This window comes from Pseudomonas sp. GM49 (assembly GCF_000282355.1).
Taxonomy (GTDB): Bacteria; Pseudomonadota; Gammaproteobacteria; order Pseudomonadales; family Pseudomonadaceae; genus Aquipseudomonas.
On sequence record NZ_AKJL01000270.1, the window covers coordinates 1 to 21,055 of the forward strand.

Annotated in this window: 16 protein-coding genes; 9 read left to right on the forward strand and 7 right to left on the reverse strand. The window is 58.2% G+C overall.

What is annotated here, in order from left to right; translation table 11 throughout:
• The 4 genes from PMI29_RS06300 to PMI29_RS06285 form a co-directional block, all read right to left on the reverse strand.
• Positions 1-768, reverse strand: a 768-nt coding sequence (locus PMI29_RS06300; protein WP_008002041.1) for an IucA/IucC family protein, incomplete at its 3' end; no start/stop codon positions are given.
• 36 nt (positions 769-804) lie between these two features.
• Positions 805-1,965: an NAD/NADP-dependent octopine/nopaline dehydrogenase family protein gene (locus PMI29_RS06295; protein WP_008002042.1), complete on the reverse strand. Its 1,161-nt coding sequence runs from the start codon at positions 1,963-1,965 to the stop codon at positions 805-807.
• A gap of 28 nt (positions 1,966-1,993) precedes the next feature.
• Complete coding sequence (locus tag PMI29_RS06290; RefSeq protein WP_033052647.1) at positions 1,994-3,037, reverse strand: PLP-dependent cysteine synthase family protein; 1,044 nt, start codon at positions 3,035-3,037, stop codon at positions 1,994-1,996.
• Between the two features lie 14 nt (positions 3,038-3,051).
• Entirely contained in the window at positions 3,052-4,446 is a 1,395-nt protein-coding gene (locus PMI29_RS06285) for a Y4yA family PLP-dependent enzyme (protein ID WP_008002048.1), read from the reverse strand.
• A 614-nt stretch (positions 4,447-5,060) separates the two neighbouring features.
• Between PMI29_RS06285 and PMI29_RS06280 the strand changes: the two genes are divergently transcribed.
• The 4 genes from PMI29_RS06280 to PMI29_RS06265 all read left to right on the forward strand — a co-directional run bounded on the left by PMI29_RS06280 (position 5,061) and on the right by PMI29_RS06265 (position 9,174).
• Positions 5,061-5,951: an HpcH/HpaI aldolase/citrate lyase family protein gene (locus tag PMI29_RS06280; RefSeq protein ID WP_008002050.1), complete on the forward strand. Its 891-nt coding sequence runs from the start codon at positions 5,061-5,063 to the stop codon at positions 5,949-5,951.
• A 26-nt stretch (positions 5,952-5,977) separates the two neighbouring features.
• A complete protein-coding gene (locus PMI29_RS06275) occupies positions 5,978-6,379 on the forward strand; it encodes a ParB N-terminal domain-containing protein (RefSeq protein WP_008002052.1) in 402 nt (133 codons plus the stop codon).
• Between the two features lie 110 nt (positions 6,380-6,489).
• On the forward strand, positions 6,490-8,730 hold the full coding sequence (locus PMI29_RS06270; protein WP_008002053.1) for a TonB-dependent receptor: 2,241 nt from the start codon (positions 6,490-6,492) through the stop codon (positions 8,728-8,730).
• A 66-nt stretch (positions 8,731-8,796) separates the two neighbouring features.
• On the forward strand, positions 8,797-9,174 hold the full coding sequence (locus PMI29_RS06265; protein WP_008002055.1) for a hypothetical protein: 378 nt from the start codon (positions 8,797-8,799) through the stop codon (positions 9,172-9,174).
• Positions 9,175-9,319: 145 nt separating this feature from the next.
• Here PMI29_RS06265 and PMI29_RS06260 read toward each other — a convergent pair whose 3' ends face one another.
• Positions 9,320-10,234 carry a LysR family transcriptional regulator gene (locus PMI29_RS06260; protein ID WP_008002057.1) on the reverse strand — a complete coding sequence of 305 codons (915 nt, stop codon included), beginning with the start codon at positions 10,232-10,234 and terminating at the stop codon, positions 9,320-9,322.
• 269 nt (positions 10,235-10,503) lie between these two features.
• On the opposite strand from PMI29_RS06260, the gene PMI29_RS06255 reads away from it, so the two are divergent.
• From PMI29_RS06255 to pgm, 4 genes are all read left to right on the forward strand, one after another.
• Positions 10,504-11,526, forward strand: a complete 1,023-nt coding sequence (locus PMI29_RS06255; RefSeq protein ID WP_008002059.1) for a zinc-dependent alcohol dehydrogenase family protein — start codon at positions 10,504-10,506, stop codon at positions 11,524-11,526.
• A 564-nt stretch (positions 11,527-12,090) separates the two neighbouring features.
• Positions 12,091-13,581 (forward strand): hypothetical protein, encoded by a 1,491-nt coding sequence (locus PMI29_RS06250; RefSeq protein WP_008002061.1) that lies wholly within the window; start codon positions 12,091-12,093, stop codon positions 13,579-13,581.
• A gap of 40 nt (positions 13,582-13,621) precedes the next feature.
• A complete protein-coding gene (locus PMI29_RS06245) occupies positions 13,622-15,022 on the forward strand; it encodes an aminotransferase-like domain-containing protein (RefSeq protein ID WP_008002063.1) in 1,401 nt (466 codons plus the stop codon).
• A gap of 113 nt (positions 15,023-15,135) precedes the next feature.
• Positions 15,136-16,782, forward strand: a complete 1,647-nt coding sequence (gene pgm / locus PMI29_RS06240; protein ID WP_008002064.1) for a phosphoglucomutase (alpha-D-glucose-1,6-bisphosphate-dependent) — start codon at positions 15,136-15,138, stop codon at positions 16,780-16,782.
• Positions 16,783-16,984: 202 nt separating this feature from the next.
• Here the strand turns inward: pgm and PMI29_RS06235 are convergent, their stop codons facing one another.
• A complete protein-coding gene (locus tag PMI29_RS06235) occupies positions 16,985-17,680 on the reverse strand; it encodes a pirin family protein (protein WP_008002066.1) in 696 nt (231 codons plus the stop codon).
• A 279-nt stretch (positions 17,681-17,959) separates the two neighbouring features.
• Here PMI29_RS06235 and PMI29_RS06230 point away from each other — a divergent pair, with 279 nt between their 5' ends.
• Positions 17,960-20,434 carry a UvrD-helicase domain-containing protein gene (locus PMI29_RS06230; protein ID WP_008002067.1) on the forward strand — a complete coding sequence of 825 codons (2,475 nt, stop codon included), beginning with the start codon at positions 17,960-17,962 and terminating at the stop codon, positions 20,432-20,434.
• Between the two features lie 178 nt (positions 20,435-20,612).
• Here PMI29_RS06230 and PMI29_RS06225 read toward each other — a convergent pair whose 3' ends face one another.
• Positions 20,613-20,885, reverse strand: coding sequence for a DUF1652 domain-containing protein (locus PMI29_RS06225; protein WP_008002069.1), 273 nt, complete (start codon positions 20,883-20,885; stop codon positions 20,613-20,615).
• Between the last annotated feature and the right edge of the window lie 170 nt (positions 20,886-21,055).

The window sequence follows — 21,055 nt, forward strand, 5'->3', positions numbered from 1 at the left end:
CGCCAGCCACTGGGTTTCATCCAGTCCTTTGCTGTTGAGCGAGGCCTTCCATTGTTCCCATTGCGCCGGGAAGTTGCTGGCGAACCAGTCGTGGTAACTGGTCACATGCGGCATGCTTTCGCTTTTCGAATGGTCGGCACGCAACGCGGCGATACGCAGCGGCACTTGAGCGTTGAACTCGGGGGACAACTGCTCGACTTCAGCATCGGTCAGGCCCGGACGGGATTTCCATGTCGGGTAATATGGATGGCCTTCCAGCGAGCCCCACTGGTCGAGAAGGATGGCGGCGTCCTTGGTGTTGGCCTGCTTGCGCAGATAATCGGTGAAGCTGGTGAGCCCCTGATCCTTGGTGGCCTGCTCCAGCCGCGCATTCCATTGCTGACGATGCTGGCGGGCGTGGGCGTCGTTGATCAGGCTGTTTTCCATGTCGGACTTGAGCCCGGCCACGCCTTCGTCGGTGGGCTCGAAGTCGAAGCTGTCACGCAGCACATCCAGCATGTCTTGATGGCTGGTGATGACCTGTCGCACACCTTCATCGGTCAACAGCACCACGTCACCGTCGTTGACCACGGTGTCGGCCGGGCCTTTGGCAATGTCGGAGAAAAACAGGCGGGCGCGGACACCCTTCAGCGGATAAGTGGCCCGGTTCCCCTCGACGGAAAAGCTAAGGGCCGAACGGTCGAGAATGTTCTCGGCAAAAAGGCAGCGGATCAAGCGTCGCATGGCGTTTTTGCGGGAGTAGGCGATCAGTGTCTTGAAGTCATCCATATCAGCGGTCTGCTCGTCGAAAATTAAACAAAGAGATCAAGCGGCGGCGTTTGCCGTGCGTGGCCAGTGGCTTGGGAAGTAGTCGAGTGCCGAGTCCCGCAGGCCTTGCATGTAGGCAACGCTCCACTGCAAGACTTCTTCGATGTAGGGCACCTTCAGCTCGAAGCGCCGGGCCATTTCCACCAGCAAGACCAGGCCATAGGCGACGTCTTCATTGAAGGCGCGGCTCTCGCGTTCGATCACGTAGCCGGCGCGGTTGTCGCCGGCCGGCACCATCGGCGCGAGGATGTCGTTGTAGGCCTGGTTGGTGCGCAGAATCGAAAGCATGCTGCTCCGGTCGCGGATCTGGTCACCGTAGGCCTCGACGATTTCCTGTTTCAGGGATTTGACCGAGGACAGGTCGATGCCCATGCGCTGGCTGATGACCGTACACAAGTCCTGGCTTTCCTGATCCATGCGTTCGAGGAAGTAGGCGCCCAGTTCCGGGCACTCGGTCCACCAGCACATGCGTTGCGGGAAAATCTTGCGATGCCATTGGCCGTAGGGGCCGATCAGCCCGTAGATCACCGAGCTGTGCATGATCGGATTGCCCGGTGTCAGGGTGATTTCCAGGTAATTGTCGAGCATCGTCACGCATGGCCCGTACAACGTGGTGAGTATGTCCTGCAGCTGCTGGCGCGATTTCTGCGATTCTCGAGCGTGGGTCGCCACATACAATTGGCTTTTGCCGCCGCCCATTTTGATCGACTGCCCCGGTGTCAGCTCAAACGCAGTATGCGGGACATCCTTCATCCCCCAGATCACCAGGTTGGGACGATTGGCCAGGGTGGCTTCGGCCAGCCAGTCGAAACCGCAGAAACCCGGAATCGCGCCGACGTACACCGGTTTGCTGGCGCTCAGATGCGGTGCAATGGCTTGCAAGGTTTGCGGTCGGGCATGGGCGGGGACAGTGATGATGACGATGTCGGCATCTTCAACGGCAGTCCTGGCATCGGTGGTCACGCGATCCAGTCGGGCACTCAGCATCGAGCCATCGGGCAACAATGCCTGCATCGGCGTCTGACGCGCGTATTGTTCGATGACCTGCGGATTGCCGGTGAGCATCGAAACCTGAACCTTGGGCAGCTGTTTAAACAGGATGGCGTTGAGATGGCCGGTCCTGCCGCCACCACAGATGGCGACTTTCAACAGATTCATCGAGAGGCGTTCCTTGGTGATGGGTGGGTCATGCGACGCTCAGTTGCAGCGGCGCGGAAACGGATTCCAGCCATTGGGTCTTGCCCAGCCAGGTGTCCAGTTGCGGCGCGACATTCGGATCAAGCAGATCACGCTCTTGCAGCCATTTATCGTCGAACACCGTGTGCAGGTACTTTTCGCCGCCGTCGGCGATCGGCACGACCACGTTGCCGGTCAACACGCCTTTGTGGATCAGTTCCAGTGCCTTGAAAATTGCACCACCGGTCGAGCCACCCACCAGCAGCGCGAAGTTGCGGGCGATGTAGCGGGCGCTTTCGAAAGCCTGTGAGTCGGTGACTTGCACGCCCAGATCGATGCAGCTGTAGTCGAGCACCAGGCCGACGGTGTCACCGGCCGGAGTGCCAGTGCCTGATTGGTAGTAGGGATAGCCGGGATGGCCGAAGACGATCGAGCCGGCCGGTTCCACTGCGACGGTCACGGTGCCGGGGTTGTGCAGTTTCAAGCCACGAGCGATGCCGGTCATCGAACCACCGGTGCCGACACAACCGACGTAGGCACCGATAGCGCCTTCGGCCTGAGCGATGGTTTCGCGGACGAAATCACTGTAGCCACCAGCGTTGGCCGCGTTGTCGGATTGATTCATGAACACGGCGCCAGGAATCTCGCTCGCCAGTTCAGCTGCGAGTTGCTGACGCTCGACCACCGCGACCTCATCTTCGCGATAGGTGCCTTTGACGAATCGAATGTCGGCGCCCAGCGCCTTCATCACCGCGATCTTGTCTTGCGCTGCGTGGTGATCGACCACGGCAATGAAGTGCAAACCAAACTCGACCGCTGCCATGGCCAGACCAATCCCGGTGTTGCCGGAGGACGATTCGACGACCACACCGCCGGGTTTCAGGCGACCGGACTTGAGCGCAGCCAGCACCATATTGCGTGCCATGCGATCTTTGATGCTGCCGCCGGGGTTGTTCTTTTCAATCTTCAGCAACAAACGTGCGTTGGTATCCGGAACATCAATGCCCAACATTGGAGTGTTTCCAATAAGATCCGAAACTTTATTCAATATCATTTCAATTATTACCTTTAGTAGTCAGGTGAAAACGCATAGTTACCTTCCGTACAACAGGTCGCCGTCAACCGCCGGGGCAGGGGATGGCGATGAAACTCGTTCTCCAGCAAGTCCATCTGATAACCGGCGGTATTGACATAAATCAATAAGTCACCTGTTTGGGGTGCAGTGCCGAAGTTGATAAGCCGATGCGTAATCACATCATCGTCCAGGCAACTGTGGCCTGCGATATAAGCTTGGGTCGGGGTGCATGGGAGTTCTTTTGTGCTGATCAGTATTGGATCTACCAGGTATTCAGAAGAAAACCAGGTTTCACAGGCGCTGAAACTACTGCCTTCAACAAAGATGACGGCTTTATTGTCGGCGAGTTTTTTCGTGCGGGTGACGCGAAACAATGAAATAGCTGCTTGATCTACCAGGCTTCGGCCGGGTTCCAATGCCAGCGTTATATTCTGAAGCTTCAGGTAATTGGCAATGGACAGTCCTGTCGAATGATCGGCTTCGAGCAATAGCGTCAACCATTGCGGTGCCGTCAGGTCACTGCCATAAGGATAATAAGAGTCAGGGACTGACTGGTTGTAATAGTGGCTGGGCTTGTTCTCGTTTTGCAAAAAAAGACCGTAGACCTGTGGCTCGACATAACGAATCGGCAGGCCTCCACCAATGTCGATCATCAGCGGATTCAAACCCATTTCCCGAGCTGCTTCGACAAACGCCGTTACCTCACGGAACGCCTGCGCGCGGGATTCGAATCCATAGCCGCCCAGATGGAAATGGAAACCCTCGAAGTGAAAAATCGCAGATTGCCTGGTCAGCCGTTGAAGGCATTCAAGCAAGTCTTCCGAACCCATTCCAAATCGGCTTTTCGGGCAGCTTTTCGGCCTGTAACGCAGTAGAAGTCTGGCTTTGGTGAGGGCAGGTCGCGATTCGATCACGATTTTGAGGTGCTCGAATTCCTCCAGCGAGTCCACGCAAATCAGTGAGCCCGCACTGACCAGCGCCTGATGAAACATGGCTGTTTTTGCCGGTCCCGTGGCGCAGATTTTTGCTGCCGGCGTACCGGCCCGCAACGCGGCTTCCAGTTCGTGGATGCTCGACACATCGACGCCGATACCCGAGTTTGCCGCAGCACTCAGCATGCTCTGAGACTTGTTGGCCTTGGCGCCGTAGAAGATGGCGTGAGTCACGTTGTACTGTTTTAACACGGCCTGCAGGGCCTTCGTGTTCACTTCAAAAGCATGGGGCCAAACCAGATTCAACGGCGAGCCATGTTGTTTGACCAAGTCAACAAGTATGCTTGGGAAGTTATTGATAAGCGTATAAATAACGGGGTCGATCAGCGGTTTTAGCATGTTCGGATGATGGATTTTATTTCGCTTTTCAACAGGCGATTTATTGGTTGCAAGCATAGTTAACCCCTGGCGTCGAAAATAACGTCGCCATTGATGTGTCGATAACTGATCGTTATCGAAAGATGTAGTCTTTTTTACTCGTCAGATACGAGACTTTAAACACCCTGGAGGCGGATGCCAGGCGAAATCTGAAGATGAATCCGTATGGCCGATCGTAATAAATGGCTCGCAAAACAATTGCATGAGAACCCCATTCCATAAGGTTTGTACGGATGTTCTGATTGGCCGCTAGTTGATGGCCAGTCCTCTGTAGATGACCAGTAACTGATATTTAAATGACATCACTGACATGTACTTCCCGTGATACTGATCGCTGGCTCTGAAACGAGGATAGTTCCTCTTGACGGCGTGAACCATATTGCGAACGCGAACGATTATCAAGTAAGGTTTTCAAATATTTTTGAATGAATACCTGCGCAGGGCGAATTCATGAGCGTGTATTTACACGCCCAGGTACGCGTTCGTCCCTACATAAAAAAACCCCTTAATACCTTGATCAATAAGGCGTTAAGGGCTGTTGCGAGACGCCCCGGACAGGCACGGAAATCCGCCGCCGGCGGGGCCTGAAAATGTTCAGAAATCACGACTGGTTCACGCCAAGGAGCAACGCCATGCAATCCGATCGACTCAGCAGCAAAACCCCACTCGCGATCAGCTACCTGTTCGTGCCGGGCAACCGACCCGAGCGCTTTGCCAAAGCCGTCGAAGCGGGGCCGGACGCGATCATTCTCGACCTTGAGGATGCCGTTCACCCAGACAGCAAAGCCGCAGCCCGCGCCGCCATCTGGGCGTGGCAGGAGAGCACGCCAAAGGTTTCCTGCGAGCGTTACATCCGCCTGAACAGCGTCAGCAGCCCGCTGTTTCGCCAGGACCTGACCTGGCTCGGCGACATGCGCTATCCCGAGCGGTGCAGCGGAATCTTTCTGCCCAAGGCCGAATGCCCCGAGACCCTGGCGCGGGTGGTCGAACGCCTGCTCGAGTGGCAGCCGGAGCTGAAGATTATCGCGATCATCGAGACCGCCAAGGGCCTGCAACAGGTCGAGTCGATTGCGGCGATTCCGGGCCTGGCGCGGCTGGCGTTCGGCTCGCTGGATTTCTCGCTCGATGTCAACTGCAGCCAGACTCCCGAGGCGTTTCTCTTCGCACGCAACCGCATTGTGCTGGCTTCGCGCACGGCGAATTTGCCGGCACCGATCGACGGTGTCACGCCGGCGATCGGCGATCTGGCGGTTGTCACCAAGGACTCACATTACGCGCGCTCGCTGGGATTCGGCGCCAAGTTGTGCATCCACCCCTCGCAACTGCTCTCGGTGCAGCGCGCTTTCCTGCCGGATTCGCGCCAATTGGCGTGGGCCGACCGGGTGATGAGGGCGGTGGCCACGGGCAGTCATGCGGTGCAAGTGGATGGCGAGATGGTCGACTTGCCGCTGATCGAACACGCCCAGCGCCTGCTCGATGTGGCCAGCCAGTACGCGCCAATTGCCCGCGCCGATGCCTGCTGAATCCCCGGCGAATCAGGAGATAAACCATGGAACACGAATATCAGATTACGCTGCGACCGCTGTGCGAAGTGCTGCAGTCCGAGCAGGTGGATCCGGTCAACGTGGCGATGCTGTGCGAGTCGATTATCCGGGCCGGGCATTGGCTGGAGCCGATCATCGTCGAGCGCTCGCAAGGCATCGTGATGGACGGCAATCACCGGTTCAACGCGGCGTTGCAGCTGGGCTTGAAGCGAGTGCCGTGCATCCAGCTCGATTACACCGATCCGCGGGTGTGCGTGCGGCATTGGCAGACTGGGCAAGTGTTCGAAGTGGCGCGGATTTTCACCGCGATCGCCCGCGGCGAGATCTTTCCGTACAAGACCACCCGGCACGCGTTTGACCCCGCGTTGCCGGTGGTCGCGATACCGCTGCAACGCCTGTATGCCTAGCCTTGGCCTGGCAAAATCAAAGAAACTTTACTGAGGGTGATACTTTTTCGCAGATCGACTGGCAATAGGAGTGATAACCATTTTCCCTTGTTGAAAAGGATCCTCACGTCATGCCTGTTGTCAGTCGTCCTAGCGGTGAGCGCGTGTTAACACTCGCCATTCGTACCGCCATGCTGAATTTTGTTTTGGTCGCAGGAAGCGCCAACGCCTGGGCCGCGAGCCCCGAGCAACAAGACGTTGCCGCCGACAAGACCTCGAACATTCCAGCCGCGACGCCGACCGACGACAGCATGGATGCGCTGACTCTCGGCACCACCAACATCAACGCCCGTTACAACGGCCCGACCGCATTGCCGGAAGTGTTCGCCGGCGGCCAGGTTGCGCGCGGTGCCCGGTTGGGCATGTTGGGCAACAAGGACGTGATGGACACCCCGTTCAGTGTCACCAGTTACACCGCCAAGACCATGGCCGACCTGCAAACCGTGACCGTGGCCGATGCGCTGCAACGTGATCCTTCGGTGCGCTCCACCGGTCAGACGGGCGGCATCGTCGACTCGTTTTTCATCCGTGGCTTCCCGATCGGTGAAGGCAACCTCGGTGAATTGGCGTTCGACGGCGTGTACGGCGTAGCGCCGAACTACCGGGTGTTCACCGAGTACGCCGAGCGTGTTGAAGTGCTCAAGGGGCCGGGCGCAATGATGTACGGCATCTCGCCCAACAGTGGCGTCGGTGGCGTAATCAACATCGTTCCCAAGCGTCCACTGGACGAAGACCTGACCCGTTTTACCGGCAGTTACGCCTCGGACTCTCAGGTCGGCGGTCATCTGGATCTCAGTCGTCGCTTCGGCGAGGAAAATCAGTTTGGCGTGCGCTTCAACGGCAACCTGCAGGGCGGCGATACGGCCATCGATGATCAGCATCGAGACGTGGGTGTCGGCGCCATTGCCCTCGATTATCGTGGCGAGCGCTTGCGCTTGAACCTTGATTACATCAGTCAGAAAGAAAGCTTCGACGCAGCCTCGCGGCCATTCACCATCGCACCGGGGGTAGATGTCCCGTCCGCGCCGAATGGCCGCACCAACCTGCCGCAGGACTGGGGCTGGTCGGATACCAAAGAGCAGTCGGCCTTGCTGGGAGGCGAATATGACCTGACTGATACGGTTACCGTGTTTGCCCACGCCGGTGGCGGCAAATCGGACGTCAAGCGTTTGTCTGACCAAGTGCCGAGAATCCTCAATGAGGCCGGCGATACCAGTAACATTCCGGGTTACTACAAATTCAACGTCGATCGTTCGACAGCCGATGTCGGCATCCGCGGCGTGTTCGCTACAGGGCCGATCACTCACACGACCACGCTGATGGCGACCCGGTACCAGGATGAACTGTCCCGAGGGATCAACAACGGTACCGAAATCCGTTCGAACATTTACCACCCGATCGATGTGCCCAGGCAATTCATCAACTCGCCGAAGGTGCTGCGCGTTTCCGAATCGGATCTGTCCGGTGTCGCGTTGACTGACACGTTGTCCATGCTCGATGACCGCTTTCAGTTGACCCTCGGTGTGCGTCGCCAGGACATCGAATCACGCAACTACAACGCCGCAGGTTCGGTCAGCTCGAAATACAGCGAAAGTGCCACGACTCCACTGGCCGCAGTAGTGGTCAAGCCTTGGGAAGATGTCTCGCTCTATTACAATTATGTTGAAGGTTTGAGCAAGGGAGACATCGCACCAGGCACGGCGGCCAACGCCGGTGAGACGTTCGCCCCGTACAAATCGAAGCAGCATGAACTCGGCGTCAAATATGAGTACGGTACGTTCATGACCACGCTGGCGTTGTTCCAGATCGAGAAACCGAGTGGTGAAATCGGCGCCGGCAACGTGTTCTCGATCCAGGCCGAACAACGCAATCGCGGCATCGAGTTGAGCATGTTCGGCGAAGTCGCGCCGGGCACGCGCTTGATGGGGGGCGTGACTGTGCTTGACGGTGAGTTGACCGATTCGGCGACAGCGGCCAACCGCGGCAACAAACCGGTGGGTGTGCCGGACGTGCAAGCCAACCTCTGGGCCGAATGGGATACACCATGGCTTGAAGGCTTCACTCTGACCGGTGGTGCCATTTACACCGACAGCCAATTCGTCAATCAGGCTAATACGCAGGAGCTGGATGCCTGGACCCGCTTCGATGCCGGCGCGCGTTATGCCACCAAGATCGAAGGCCGGCCGACGACGTTCCGCGCCACCGTGCAGAACGTGTTTGATCGTGAGTACTGGTCGGGCGTTGCTTCGTACGGCGCATTCTCCCCGGGTTATCCGCGGACCTTGCAGCTATCGGCCACCGTCGACTTCTGACGATGACGGGAAGGGTTGCTACGGCTGACGTAGCAACCCCTGAACATTTCGGAAAGGGAGTTTCGCATGTTGAACAACTCAGGCTCAGCGGCTGTAAGCGCACCTTCACCGTTTCGCACAGCGACCAATCAGCTGGCGTTCGTATGCAATCGCAGCTCGAATGAACACATTCGTGAATTGCTTCGTTTCTATGGACTGCGCACCAGTCTGATCCGCATCAAGGTCCTCAATGCGCTGGTTGCCGCCACTTTGGATGGGCGTGCCGTCGGTGTCCGTGGGGTGTATGCCTATCTGGTGTCACTGTCTGCCGGGATGACATTTGTCAGTGTGCGCGAAGTGCTTAAACGCCTGTGCAGCGAGGGCGTGATCGTGCTTGAGGCCGACAAGAACTACCGTATCACCGACGAAGCCTGGGCGATGCTGAAGCAGCACCTGGATGGCTGAAAAGTGCGGCCCTCGAATGGATTCAGGCTCGAACGCTCTATAAAGAATGATCCAGGTTTGAACAGTGACGAGTGTCGAGGCTTTTGCGAGCGTCAACACTTGTCATGACTCACCCGCGACCTAAAAGAGAGATACGCCATCCTCTTTAAAGACTCTCAGGATCCCCGAAGAACATCTGAATCCGCGAGCGCAACCAGCGCTCACCCGGATCATTGTCCTGCGACCCTCGCCAGGCCATGTGCAGTTCGAAGCTGCGCACCGGCAATGGCGGGTCTTCCGCCCGTACGCCGCCTGCTGCAGTCAGTGCATCGGCGGTGTAGTCCGGCACGGTTGCGACGATGTCAGTGCCGGCCAGCAAGGTACTCAAGCCATTGAACTGCGGCACCGCGAGCACCACATGACGTTTGCGCCCGAGTTTTTCCAGTTCTTCATCTATAAAGCCGCTGAGGTCACCGGCGAACGACACCAGTGCATGTGGGCGGGCGCAATAGTCATCCAGGCTCAACGGCCCTGGCACGGTGTCGGCGCGCAACAGCTTCGGCTGGCTGCGGCGCAGTACCTTGCGCTTGGCGTTGGCCGGCAGGTCGGTGGTGTAACTGACGCCGATGGATATCTCGCCGGATGCCAGCAAACCCGGCATCAGGATGTAGTTGACCCTGCGTATCACCAGCACAATCCCCGGTGATTCGGCACGCAGGCGCTTGAGCAGCATTGGCAGCAAGGCGAATTCGACGTCGTCCGAAAGGCCGATGCGGAACACGGCGGTACTTGTGGCAGGATCGAACTCGGCCGCACGGCTGACCGCCGTGGAAATCGAATCCAGTGCCGGCGAGAGCAGGGCGAAAATCTCGATCGCCCGGGCAGACGGCTCCATGCTGCGGCCGGTACGCACAAACAAAGGATCATCGAACAGCCCGCGCAGGCGCGAGAGCGCCGCACTGATGGCTGGCTGGCCGAGGAACAGCTTTTCCGCAGCACGGGTCACGCTGCGTTCGTGCATCAATGTTTCGAAAACGATCAACAGGTTCAGGTCGACACGACGCAGGTCATTACGATTCATCTGGAGTCCTGGCAGAGTCAGCAAACTTGACGTGGGCGGCCATATGAGAACAATGGCCAGCAGGAATATTACGGGGAAAGACTGGTACTCTGCACCGAGTAATTCAGATTTCCTGCAAAGGCAGCTTCAATTTCTTACGACATTTGACGATGTTGCTGCCGCTGCGGAATCAATGACAGGCATGTCGACTATTAATAGCCACAGATAGTGTTGGGTTGAAAGCCCAGCTAGAGTTCAAGGCATTAGAGGTTCAATTGGCGAGGTTTGTGATGTCCCGCACGATTCGTTTTCACAAGTTTGGTCCAGCCGAGGTGCTCAAATGCGAAGAGCATGCGGCGGCTCTGCCTGCACCGGGCGAAGTGCAGGTGCGCGTCGAAGCGATCGGCATCAGTTGGTATGACACGCTCTGGCGCCAGAACCTGGCATCGTCCCGTGCCCATCTGCCTTCCGGCCTTGGCCAGGAAATGGCCGGTATCGTCACGGCTGTCGGTGAGGGTGTCGATGACCTGGCGATAGGTGACAAGGTCGCCAGTTTCCCGGCCCAAAGCCCGAACGACTATCCGGTCTACGGCGAACTGATCGTATTGCCGCGCTCGTCGCTGACCCGTTACCCGGACGTACTCACCCCGATCGAAGCCAGCGTGCATTACACGCCGCTGTTGGTCGCCTATTTCGCTTATGCCGATCTGGCACGGGTCAAGCCCGGGCAATTCGCCCTGGTGACCGACGCCAGTCATTGCGCCGGACCTTCGTTCGTACAACTGGGCAAGGCCTTGGGTGTTCGAGTGATTGCCGCGACCAAGTCCGCGGAGGAACGTGAATACCTGCTGTCGCTGGGTGCCGAGAAGGTGATCGTCACCGAGGAAGAAGATCTGCTCATGCGGATCAACAAAATCACCGACAACCGCGGCGTGGACGTGGTGTTCGATGGTTTGGGCGGTCCGCAGATGTCGTTGCTCGGCGATGTGTTGGCGCCTCGCGGCAGCCTCGTGCTGTACGGCCTGCAAGGCGGCAACCAGACACCATTCCCGGCTTGCGCAGCGTTCCAGAAGAACATTCAGTTCTTCGTGCACTGCATCGGCAACTTCACCGGCAAGCCGGAGCTGGGCATCATCCAGGACCAGGTCGCACTGCAGCGTGCCTTGCGCGATATCAACCAGTTGACCGCTGACCGCGTGCTGCTGCCGCTCAAGACTCGGGTCTTCCCGTTTACCGAGGTTGTCGAGGCACACCGCTACATGGACGAATGTCCGTGTCGCGAAAGGGTCGCGCTCCAGGTCGAACCGGCGTAACACTTACCCAATAGCAATCCCAACAGCCTATCCAAGAGTCCGTGCCCACACGGACTCTTTCGTTTCAGCCCCCGAAACCCGTCGATCCGCAGGCCTGTCCAGCAACTGAACTGGTTTTTGCTCGTAATCTGTAGCTTCTAATCAGCCACTAAGCCCTGATAATTGAATGATTACTTTCATCTCAAGGAACGAGTCATGGCTGGTGGTCAGGCTGAAATTTTTCAATGTGCGCCATCGGTGCAAATCTCCAAATTAGTTCGTTGTTGTGTAGTTGCCAAAAAGACAGCGACAACTTCTTTCCTTATTTCTTGTATTAAGTGTCTGTGGGACTTTGTCGGACGTTTCCTAGGACTCCGGTTTAAATCGAGCAAACCCTTGCCCGCCGGGTGGTACAGCCTCGCCTTCCTGCTTAAACCGAGGGGGTGCAGCGCTCACTTCAAATGATTGTCTGAAAATTCTAGTGTTAGCATTTGGCAATAAAGTCCATGACTCCATTCGTACAGACAGTCCAACGGGATTTGCTGTCTGCGCGATATTGAACTTACGAGTATCAGGTAAATAAAGATGACCAGCATCCATGACCAAGCGATGAACCATGTCTATCAACAAGTGCTGCAGCGATTGCTGGGTTATTTCTCCCGTGCAGAACGCACTGCATTGCAATTGTTGATTCAGCGCCTGGCGGTCGCGGCGGGGGGCATGGAGCACATTGGTGATTACAAGGTGTTGGCGATCCAGTCCGGGGCCCGTGACAACTGCTACACCCTGGCACTGTTGCGTGCTGCGCAGTTGACCATTGCCACGCGGGCGCCGGCGACATTCCAGTTACGCATCGCCTCGTTACGGTTGAACGGGACAAGCTGCGCGGCCGTGGAAAACATGCACCGGACCAACTGTGCGTTGTTTGTCCATGACGATCCCCGGGTCGAGGTGTTGATGGTCGATGATCGGGAAGTCTTGCCGTTCAACCAACTGACGCCGATCTCCGACGCCGGTCGCGAGTCCAGCCGCCTGAACCAGCTGCTGATCGGCCATCGCCGGGAGTGGCGCGGCGGGTTCGACCTGTGGGATGACGGTTATCTGGCCACGGGAGAGTTCTACGGACAAATCGCCCGCTGGGACGGTGGTGTCGACGCTTTGCTCATCAGTGACACGCCGCGTCAGCAGAAGCAGTTCATCGACGGATTGAAGCGTGCCGCCACCAAGGCAGGGCTCGAGCCTTCGCAGGTGGGCGAGGCCGGTTATGCGGGATTGTTTGCATTACTCGATGAACTGGGCAGCGACTGTTATCACGGGTTCTACGCGGAATTCGGCCAGGCCCCGTGGCGTCCGCAAGAGCGCTTTGAGACCTGTCGTCGTACGGCCTGCATCGACATTCACGACCTGCTGGTCAGCAACCTGGTAGAGCGCTGGCCATTGCTGACTGAGTTTCTCGGGTTCCAGCCTGACGAACTGTCCGCGCAGATCAGCGACAACGAATTCGTCAGCCCGTCGGTCTCGGCCCACGTCCGGGGGCTGCACGCGTGCTTCGTGCAGGGTCGCAATTATGAGTTCGGCATTGCGCAATACCTGCAACGTGCCTTGGTGATGATGCGCCGCAAGCGCTTGCCTGAGCGTTTGTGCGAGCAGGCCATCGAGGTATTCGGCAATCCGGCGACACTGGACGAGCAGCGCGCCCGAGCGGCGGCCGAGGCGCAAAAGAACCTGGGCCTGAGCGAAGCACAACTGGTGTGCCTGCTTTTTTCGCCTTTTATCGAAAAAGGTGCGGGGCTCGAGCGTTTTCTGCGTCAGTGCCATCCGGGCATGCTGGTGGCCATGCCCGAGCTGCACCGGGCCATGCAGGGGCATCCGGTCGCCGAACAGATCATGCAATGGATGATGGATGTCAGCGGACTGCCCGTCAGCCTGATTGGCCAGCTTTATCGCATGGAGTGGACGCCCGCAAGCGCTGGCGGGGCGCCTGAAGCACTGATCGAAACGGCCGCGTTGCAAAATGCCGTGGACGATCCTGACGCTGGCATCACATTGGTGGATGAATGGTCAGCAGGTCACTGACCGTGGGTGGATTTTCAGCCATTGCAATCGGCCTTCACCCATGAAAGGTCCTCGAGAAACGGATTTCGCCTATCAGGCGGTTTACCGGTACCTGGCCAGCCTGATCAACGAGTCTGAAGGGGATTCGCGCATCCGCCTGCCATCGTTGCGGCATCTGGCAGAACGTCTGAACGTGTCGATCTCGACCATTCAGTACGCCTATTCGCTGCTGGAAAAAGAAGGGCGCGTCTATTCGGTGGCCAAGTCGGGTTACTACGCATTGCCGGTGTCCTCAATCAACCCGCAGGACAGCGGCAGCGACCTGCTGGAAGCCGTCTACGTCAATGCCAGGCGTCCGGGGATGCTGGTCCTGAGCGCCGATGAACCGGCGTTGCTGCAGCCGCTCGACAGTCCTTTGTTACTTTTGGAGCGAGAGTTGCTGCGCCAGTATCCCCGACAGCCGCAGTCGCCTTCGCAACCCTGCGGTGAGCTGGAATTGCGCGCCGCCCTGGCAGCACGCTACACCACATCGCCAATGCGTTACTGGCACGCCGATGATGTCTACATCGGCGCCGACCTTCGCGGTGTACTGGAAATCCTGATCGCCGTGCTGGGCTTGAAAGACGCCACCGTGGTGGTCGAATCGCCGTGCGACTGGGCGATCCTGCGTTTGTTTCAAGCCGCCTGCGTGCAGGTGATCGAGTTGCCCGTGCAAGCCGATGGCTGCCTCGATCCGGAGCGCCTCAAAATGCTGCTGGATACCGAACCGGTAAGGCTGGTGATGCTGTCATCGGCCCTGAATATGCCCCGTGGCAGCCTGGCGCCTGACGAAAACAGGCAAGCCATTGCCCGGCTTTTGGCTGCGTATGACAGTTGGGTGCTGGAAAACGACTGTTATGGCGAACTCGGATTCGACCTGGGCGCCGTGCGCTTTCGCGACTTGCTGGACCCTGAACGGTTGATGGTGTTTTCCACGTTCGAGAAAACCATCGGTCCGGAAGCGCCTTACGGTTACCTGCTTTCAAGGCATTTGAGCGTTGAGTTGCAACGGCACTTTCTGCTGCGGTCCTTTCGTCTCTCGCCGATTCGCCAGAAAGCCATCGCCCGTTTGTACAGCAGCGGTCGCATCGATCAACACCTGCCAGTGCTGCGTCGGCTACTCAAGGAGCGCAAGAGCCAGATGACCCTGTTGTTGCAGGAACGATTGGGTGATGCCTTGCATTTCGTCGAGCCTGAAGGCGGTGCAACGATCTGGGTGCGTTCCTTGCGTCGGGTCAATGTCCGTCGTGTGTTCCAGCGTCTGCTGGCGCATCAGGTGGTCATCGCACCGGGAGAATTGTTCAGCCTCCAGGGTCTGCACGGGCAGCATCTGCGCTTGAGTCATACGTTCGGCGGCGATCACAATCTGGCAGCCGCACTGGGCTTGTTGGGGGATGCGCTGCGCCTTGAATCAATCGAGTGAGTCAGGCAAAAAATAACATCCTGCACTCTGTTGGATCGATCCCATCGCCTTGCGGTCAAACTGCCAGTAAACTGCGATCCAATTCCTGAACCACTCTATTCCAGAGGTTTTGCATGACACTCAGTCCTTTTGCGGGTAAACCGGCACCGGCAGAATTGTTGGTCGACATCCCGCGACTGGTAACGGCCTATTACACCGGCCAGCCTGATGCCGCCATTTCGACCCAGCGCGTAGCCTTCGGCACGTCCGGGCACCGCGGCAGCTCGTTCGACTTGAGTTTCAACGAATGGCACGTGCTGGCGATCAGCCAGGCGATCTGCCTGTATCGCGAAGCTCAAGGCATCGATGGCCCGCTGTTTGTCGGCATCGATACCCACGCGCTGTCCACGCCGGCCGGCGCCAGCGCCCTCGAAGTGCTGGCCGCCAACGGCGTGACCGTGATGATCGCCGCTGGCGACGAGTACACGCCGACGCCGGCCATTTCCCATGCGATCCTCTGCTACAACCGCGGGCGCACTTCGGGCCTGGCGGACGGCATCGTCATCACACCGTCCCACAACCCGCCACAAAGCGGTGGCTACAAGTACAACCCAACCAACGGTGGTCCGGCCGATACCCACATCACCAAGTGGATCGAGGCCAAGGCCAACGAACTGCTGGCCAACAAGCTCGCTGGCGTCAAGCGCATCAGCTACGAGCAGGCACTGAAAGCCGGCACGACCCATCGTCACGACTTCCTCAACACCTATGTCGCCGACCTGATCAACGTGATCGACTTCGACGCCATCCGCGATGCCAAGCTGCGCCTGGGCGTCGATCCGCTAGGTGGAGCAGGGGTGCGCTACTGGTCGGCGATTGCCGAGCATTACCGCCTGGACCTGGATGTGGTGAACAAAGAGGTCGACTCGACCTTCCGTTTCATGACCGTCGACTGGGACGGCCAGATCCGCATGGACCCATCGTCCAGCCATGCCATGCAAGGTTTGATTGGCCTGAAGGAACGCTTCGACGTGGCGTTTGCCTGCGACCCCGATCACGATCGCCATGGCATCGTCACGCCGTCCGGTGGTTTGCTGGCGCCGAACAACTACCTCGCCGTTGCCATCGACTACCTGTTCCAGAACCGTCCGCAATGGCGCGCCGATGCTGCCGTGGGTAAAACCGTGGTCAGCAGCGGCTTGATCGACCGAGTGGCCAAGCGCCTGGGCCGGCGCCTGTACGAAGTGCCGGTTGGTTTCAAATGGTTTGCCGACGGCCTGTTCGATGGATCCCTCGGTTTCGGCGGCGAAGAAAGCGCCGGTGCCTCGTTCCTGCGCAAGGACGGCGGCGTCTGGAGCACCGACAAGGACGGTTTGATTCCGGCGCTGCTGGCTGCCGAGATGACTGCCCGTACCGGTCGCGACCCGAGCCAGGCGTATCGTGCCTTGACCGATGAACTGGGAGAACCGTTCTCGGTACGGGTCGACGCCAAGGCCAACCCGGAACAGAAGGCGTTGTTGAGCAAGCTGTCGCCGCAACAGGTCACTTCGACCCAACTGGCCGGCGAACCGATCCAGAGCATCCTCAGCCATGCACCGGGCAATGACCAGGCCATTGGCGGTCTCAAGGTCATGACCGAAAACGGCTGGTTCGCGGCGCGTCCGTCGGGCACGGAAGACATCTACAAGATCTACGCCGAAAGCTTTGTCAGCGACGACCACCTCAAGCAACTGGTGGCCGAAGCGCAAACGCTGGTGGATAGCGCCATTTCCGCGAAATAAGCAACGTAACTCCCACTGGAGTTGTATGTAACCCTGTGGGAGCGAGCTTGCTCGCGATAGCGGTCTGTCAGTCAGTCAGTATCAATGCTGGATGCCAGGCCGCCATCGCGAGCAAGCTCGCTCCCACAAAGGGTTTGCCGCAGCAACTAAAAAGGGGCGACCAATACGGTCGCCCCTTTTTTTTGCAATTGCGCTCAGCGGATCACGCCAGGTCCACCAACACGATCTCACTGTCCTCGATGGCCGTTACGCGCAGCACCTGCTCATCGGCAACCGCTACACCGTCTCGAGCTTGTGCACGCAAACCATTGACTTCGATGACCCCGGTGGCCGGCACCAGGTATGCACGACGACCCTTGTCCAGCGGGTATTCGGCAGACTCGCCGGCCTTCAGGTTGGCCGCTACCAGCCGGGCATCGGCGCGGATGCGCAGGCTCTGATCGTCGCCTTCCTTGCCGCTGGCCAGGGTGACAAAACCTTCGCGGTTGCCTTTCGGGAACGGCTTGGCGCCCCAGGAAGGGGCCAGACCGGATTCATTCGGGATGATCCAGATCTGGAAAATCCTGGTCGGCGTCGCTTCCAGGTTGTACTCGCTGTGGGCGATCCCGGTACCGGCACTCATGACCTGGACGTCACCCGCTTCGGTGCGGCCCTTGTTGCCAAGGTTGTCCTGGTGGGTAATGGCGCCTTCGCGGACATAGGTAATGATTTCCATGTCCCGGTGCGGGTGTTGCGGAAAACCGGTGCCGGGAGCGATCACGTCGTCATTCCAGACCCGCAGGTTGCCCCAGTTCATACGCTTGGGATCGTAGTATTCGGCGAACGAAAAATGGTGATGAGCATCCAACCAGCCGTGGTGAGCGCCGCCGAGCGAGTTGAAAGGTCTGAGTTCAAGCATGATCGTCTCCTGAAAAGGTTCGTCATGGGGCGAGGCGCCTGAGCCACGAAGCGAGACCGGTGAGTGATGACGGCTATCATCCATCAGGCAACAATCGATAAAAAGCGTAAAAAATGCAGCATTCCCATCGAATGGATCGATATGAAATAACCTCGAAAATCTCTTATCCAGCCTTCACTTCATCGCATAAGCCAATGAGTCATAAGCAATTCACTAGAACTCGACGGCAAATGCAGACACCATAGCGCTCAACAGCCTCACACCCTGGAGTCAGTCCGCGTGCCGCGACACACCCCCGATCTTCCTCCTGAGCTTCGCCCCCTGGCCGAGATGCCGCTGATCAAGCGACTGCTCGCCCGATTCTTCGGTTACAGCCTGACCCGCCTGCATGCCCAACATCGTGCGTCGTGGTTGCATGGCCAGGCCGACGGTTTTCGCAGCGGTCACAGCGCCGGGGTCGATTACGGCTACAAGGAAGGCAAGCTCGAAGGGCTGGAGGAGGGTCGCCAGGTCCTGCTGATCCGTGACTCGCGCTCCACTGAACACCGGCCACCGAATGTCGATGACCTGTTGTTCGACGATTGGCGCCTGCCGTTGAGTGCCGAGTTGAAGAAGCGCATGAAGGCTGATGTCGCCCGGTTGCTGCCGGCCCATGCCCAACCCAGCGCCGCACAGTGGAAAATGATCTTCAGCGATACGCCGTCCACCTCGGTGATCGCGGGTGCCGGTGCAGGCAAATCGACCACGCTGGTGCTGCGTATCTTGCTGCTGACCCATTACCTGGGCTTCGAGCTGAGTTCGATGACGGTGGTGACCTTCACCCGTGAGTCGCGCAAGGACTTCATCAATAAGCTGATCGAACTGTTTGCGCTCTGGGGGCGAGCGATCAGTTTCAAGGAGGCGCGGGATCTGGTGCGCACCTTTCACTCGCGGATCCTGCCGATGGTTCGCAGCCTTCCGGGTTTCGAGCGTTTGCAGGCTTTCGAAAACCTCAGCCTGCGGGCTGCACAGGGTGATGAGGAGGTCGACAGCAATCCGTTCGATCTGCGGATCAACGACGCTCAACGCCAACAGCTCAACGCCTGCTATCACCGTCTGCACCGTGACGATGAGCGTTTTCGCGAGCTGATCAAGCCATTGTCCCGGCATGCCTTGCAACTCAAGGAGTTGGAGCGGGATCACCCGGATGTACAGAAACGCATCGGCGTTACCGAACTGGCCGCCAAGCGCGATGAAGAATTGTGCGACGCCATAGAAGACCTGTGGATTCGCGCCGGTGCGTGGCCCATCAAGGGTATCGAGCCAAATCGCCAGTCGTTCGATATCAACGGTTCGACATTCCATTGTCACGGCTACATTCCGTCCCTGGATGCCTGGGTGGTGCTGGGGTTCGATCCTCGGGAAAACCCGCAGGTGGCACGTCCAAACGCCAAATTGACGGTGCGCGCAGAGTGGGCAGTGAAGCGCACCCTGTTTCAAGCTTTCTGTCGTAAGCCATTGATATGGCTTGATAGTTACGAATCATCAAAACGTGTTTTGGCCTCGCTCGCCGGCGATGCCAGCGCCGGGCCGGGCTTCGATTACAAGGTCAAGGGCGAGCTCGCTTCTGCGCCATTGCTCGATTGTTTTGTCGCCGCTGCCGGGTTCATCGAAAACCTCGGGCTCGATGTGCCGAGCGCCGTGGGTCAGATGAGTTTCGCCAAGGACGATCCCGACCGGTTCTTCTTCGAGGCCTTGAGCCTTTACTGGCGGGCGCTGGAAGATCATTTGCTCGATCAGAAACCGCCGATCATGACTTACAACCGGATGTTCGCCCTGTTCAGCGAGCACTCGCCGGAGAACCTCAAGCTGCTTAGTGATGAGCTGCTGCGGCCGCTGTCACACCTGATGATCGACGAATTCCAGGATGTCTCGCCGCAAATCGTCTCCTGGATCAGGGCCAGCCTGGCCGAGATCCGCAGTCGCGGACCGGCCATGCACGTCGGACGCGGCGCCCAGCGTTCCTCGCTGCTTTGCGTGGGGGATGACTGGCAGTCGATCTATGGCTGGCGCGGCAGTTCACCGACCTACTTCATGGAGTTCAACAAGGAGTTCCCGTCGCCGAGTACCACCAAGGTCATGCTGAGCGACAACTATCGCAGCCACCAGCACATCATTGATGCCGCTGAGCACATCGTGCGGGCAGCACCGGCGATTGCCGGGAAGAAAGCCAAGGCCAGCGGTGAACCCAAGGCATTGCTGCCGGTTAACGTCCTCGATCGTGATGACCAGGGCATGGCCCAGCGCCTGATGGAGCATTACCGAAAGGGCGATTCGATCTTGATGCTGTATCGAAAAAGTAGCGATAAGTTATTGATAGAAGAGCATATTCAGACTGTAGTTAATGTTGATTCGAGCTTGCCGTATGAGGCTCGCAGGCTCAAGCAACTGACGTATCACAGTGCCAAGGGCCTCCAGGCCGATGCGGTGTTCTTGCTGGGCGACTGCCAGCACCTGACCAGTTCGCCTTACAAGAATCAGGTTTACCGGATGGCGGGCCTGGGCAAGGCCGGTGACAGTGAACCCTACGACAATGCCCAGAAGGACGAGATCCTGCGGCTGGCGTACGTGGGTATTACCCGCGCCGTCAGCCATTGCTACTGGTACGTCGACGCGCAAGACACCCAGGCCGCGAACATGCCCAAGGCCTCCGACCGGATCGGCAAGGGCAAGGCGTTTTTTGTCGATCATCGTAAAAGCCAAACCACGACCTGATTTTGTAGGAGCGAGCTTGCTCGCGATGGACTCAAGAGCGCCGCGTTTAGCCAGTAAATACGCGTTATCGTTAACGACCATCGTCGGAACGCCGCCCGGAGCAAGCTCGCTCCTACAGGGAATAGCGCTCAACAAAAAGCCCACTTGAAGTGGGCTTTTTGTTGAGGGGGGATAGCCTTCAGGCATAACTCTTGATGGCCTCCGGTGGAATGAAGGCTTCAAGTTCATCTTCCACCGCTTCGATTATTCGTTCTACATCCGCGGCATTCATGACGGTGGTGCACGGAATACCGGCAATGGCGATCATGGTCTCGCCAGTGGCACGATCAAACAGACGGGCAATCATGCTGCCCGGCGCGTCCATGCTCGCCTCGAACCCCATGGGATGAAAATGCCAGCGCATCAGCTGGCAGGCGTTTGGAAACGTGACCTTACTGAACCCTATATTCATGTGTTGCCCGCCTTCATCTTCGAGCGCTTCCTTGAGCTCATGGTAGGAGGGAGAACCTTCATTGGTTCAACCAGTGACAGTGTTTAAAAGTAGCAGCCGGATGTGAAAATAATGTGGATTTTTCAGGCCGTTTGGCGATTGCCGGCGTTGTTTTGATTCAGCTCACTCTT

Excerpts from the sequence above, each read along its gene's own strand:
- PMI29_RS06265 (WP_008002055.1), top strand. The coding sequence starts at position 8,797 with ATGTTGAACAACTCAGGCTCAGCGGCTGTAAGCGCACCTTCACCGTTT.
- PMI29_RS06225 (WP_008002069.1), bottom strand. The coding sequence starts at position 20,885 with ATGAATATAGGGTTCAGTAAGGTCACGTTTCCAAACGCCTGCCAGCTG.
- pgm (WP_008002064.1), top strand. The coding sequence starts at position 15,136 with ATGACACTCAGTCCTTTTGCGGGTAAACCGGCACCGGCAGAATTGTTG.
- PMI29_RS06235 (WP_008002066.1), bottom strand. The coding sequence starts at position 17,680 with ATGCTTGAACTCAGACCTTTCAACTCGCTCGGCGGCGCTCACCACGGC.
- PMI29_RS06255 (WP_008002059.1), top strand. The coding sequence starts at position 10,504 with ATGTCCCGCACGATTCGTTTTCACAAGTTTGGTCCAGCCGAGGTGCTC.
- PMI29_RS06270 (WP_008002053.1), top strand. The coding sequence starts at position 6,490 with ATGCCTGTTGTCAGTCGTCCTAGCGGTGAGCGCGTGTTAACACTCGCC.
- PMI29_RS06290 (WP_033052647.1), bottom strand. The coding sequence starts at position 3,037 with ATGATATTGAATAAAGTTTCGGATCTTATTGGAAACACTCCAATGTTG.
- PMI29_RS06280 (WP_008002050.1), top strand. The coding sequence starts at position 5,061 with ATGCAATCCGATCGACTCAGCAGCAAAACCCCACTCGCGATCAGCTAC.
- PMI29_RS06285 (WP_008002048.1), bottom strand. The coding sequence starts at position 4,446 with ATGCTTGCAACCAATAAATCGCCTGTTGAAAAGCGAAATAAAATCCAT.
- PMI29_RS06245 (WP_008002063.1), top strand. The coding sequence starts at position 13,622 with ATGAAAGGTCCTCGAGAAACGGATTTCGCCTATCAGGCGGTTTACCGG.
- PMI29_RS06295 (WP_008002042.1), bottom strand. The coding sequence starts at position 1,965 with ATGAATCTGTTGAAAGTCGCCATCTGTGGTGGCGGCAGGACCGGCCAT.
- PMI29_RS06250 (WP_008002061.1), top strand. The coding sequence starts at position 12,091 with ATGACCAGCATCCATGACCAAGCGATGAACCATGTCTATCAACAAGTG.
- PMI29_RS06275 (WP_008002052.1), top strand. The coding sequence starts at position 5,978 with ATGGAACACGAATATCAGATTACGCTGCGACCGCTGTGCGAAGTGCTG.
- PMI29_RS06260 (WP_008002057.1), bottom strand. The coding sequence starts at position 10,234 with ATGAATCGTAATGACCTGCGTCGTGTCGACCTGAACCTGTTGATCGTT.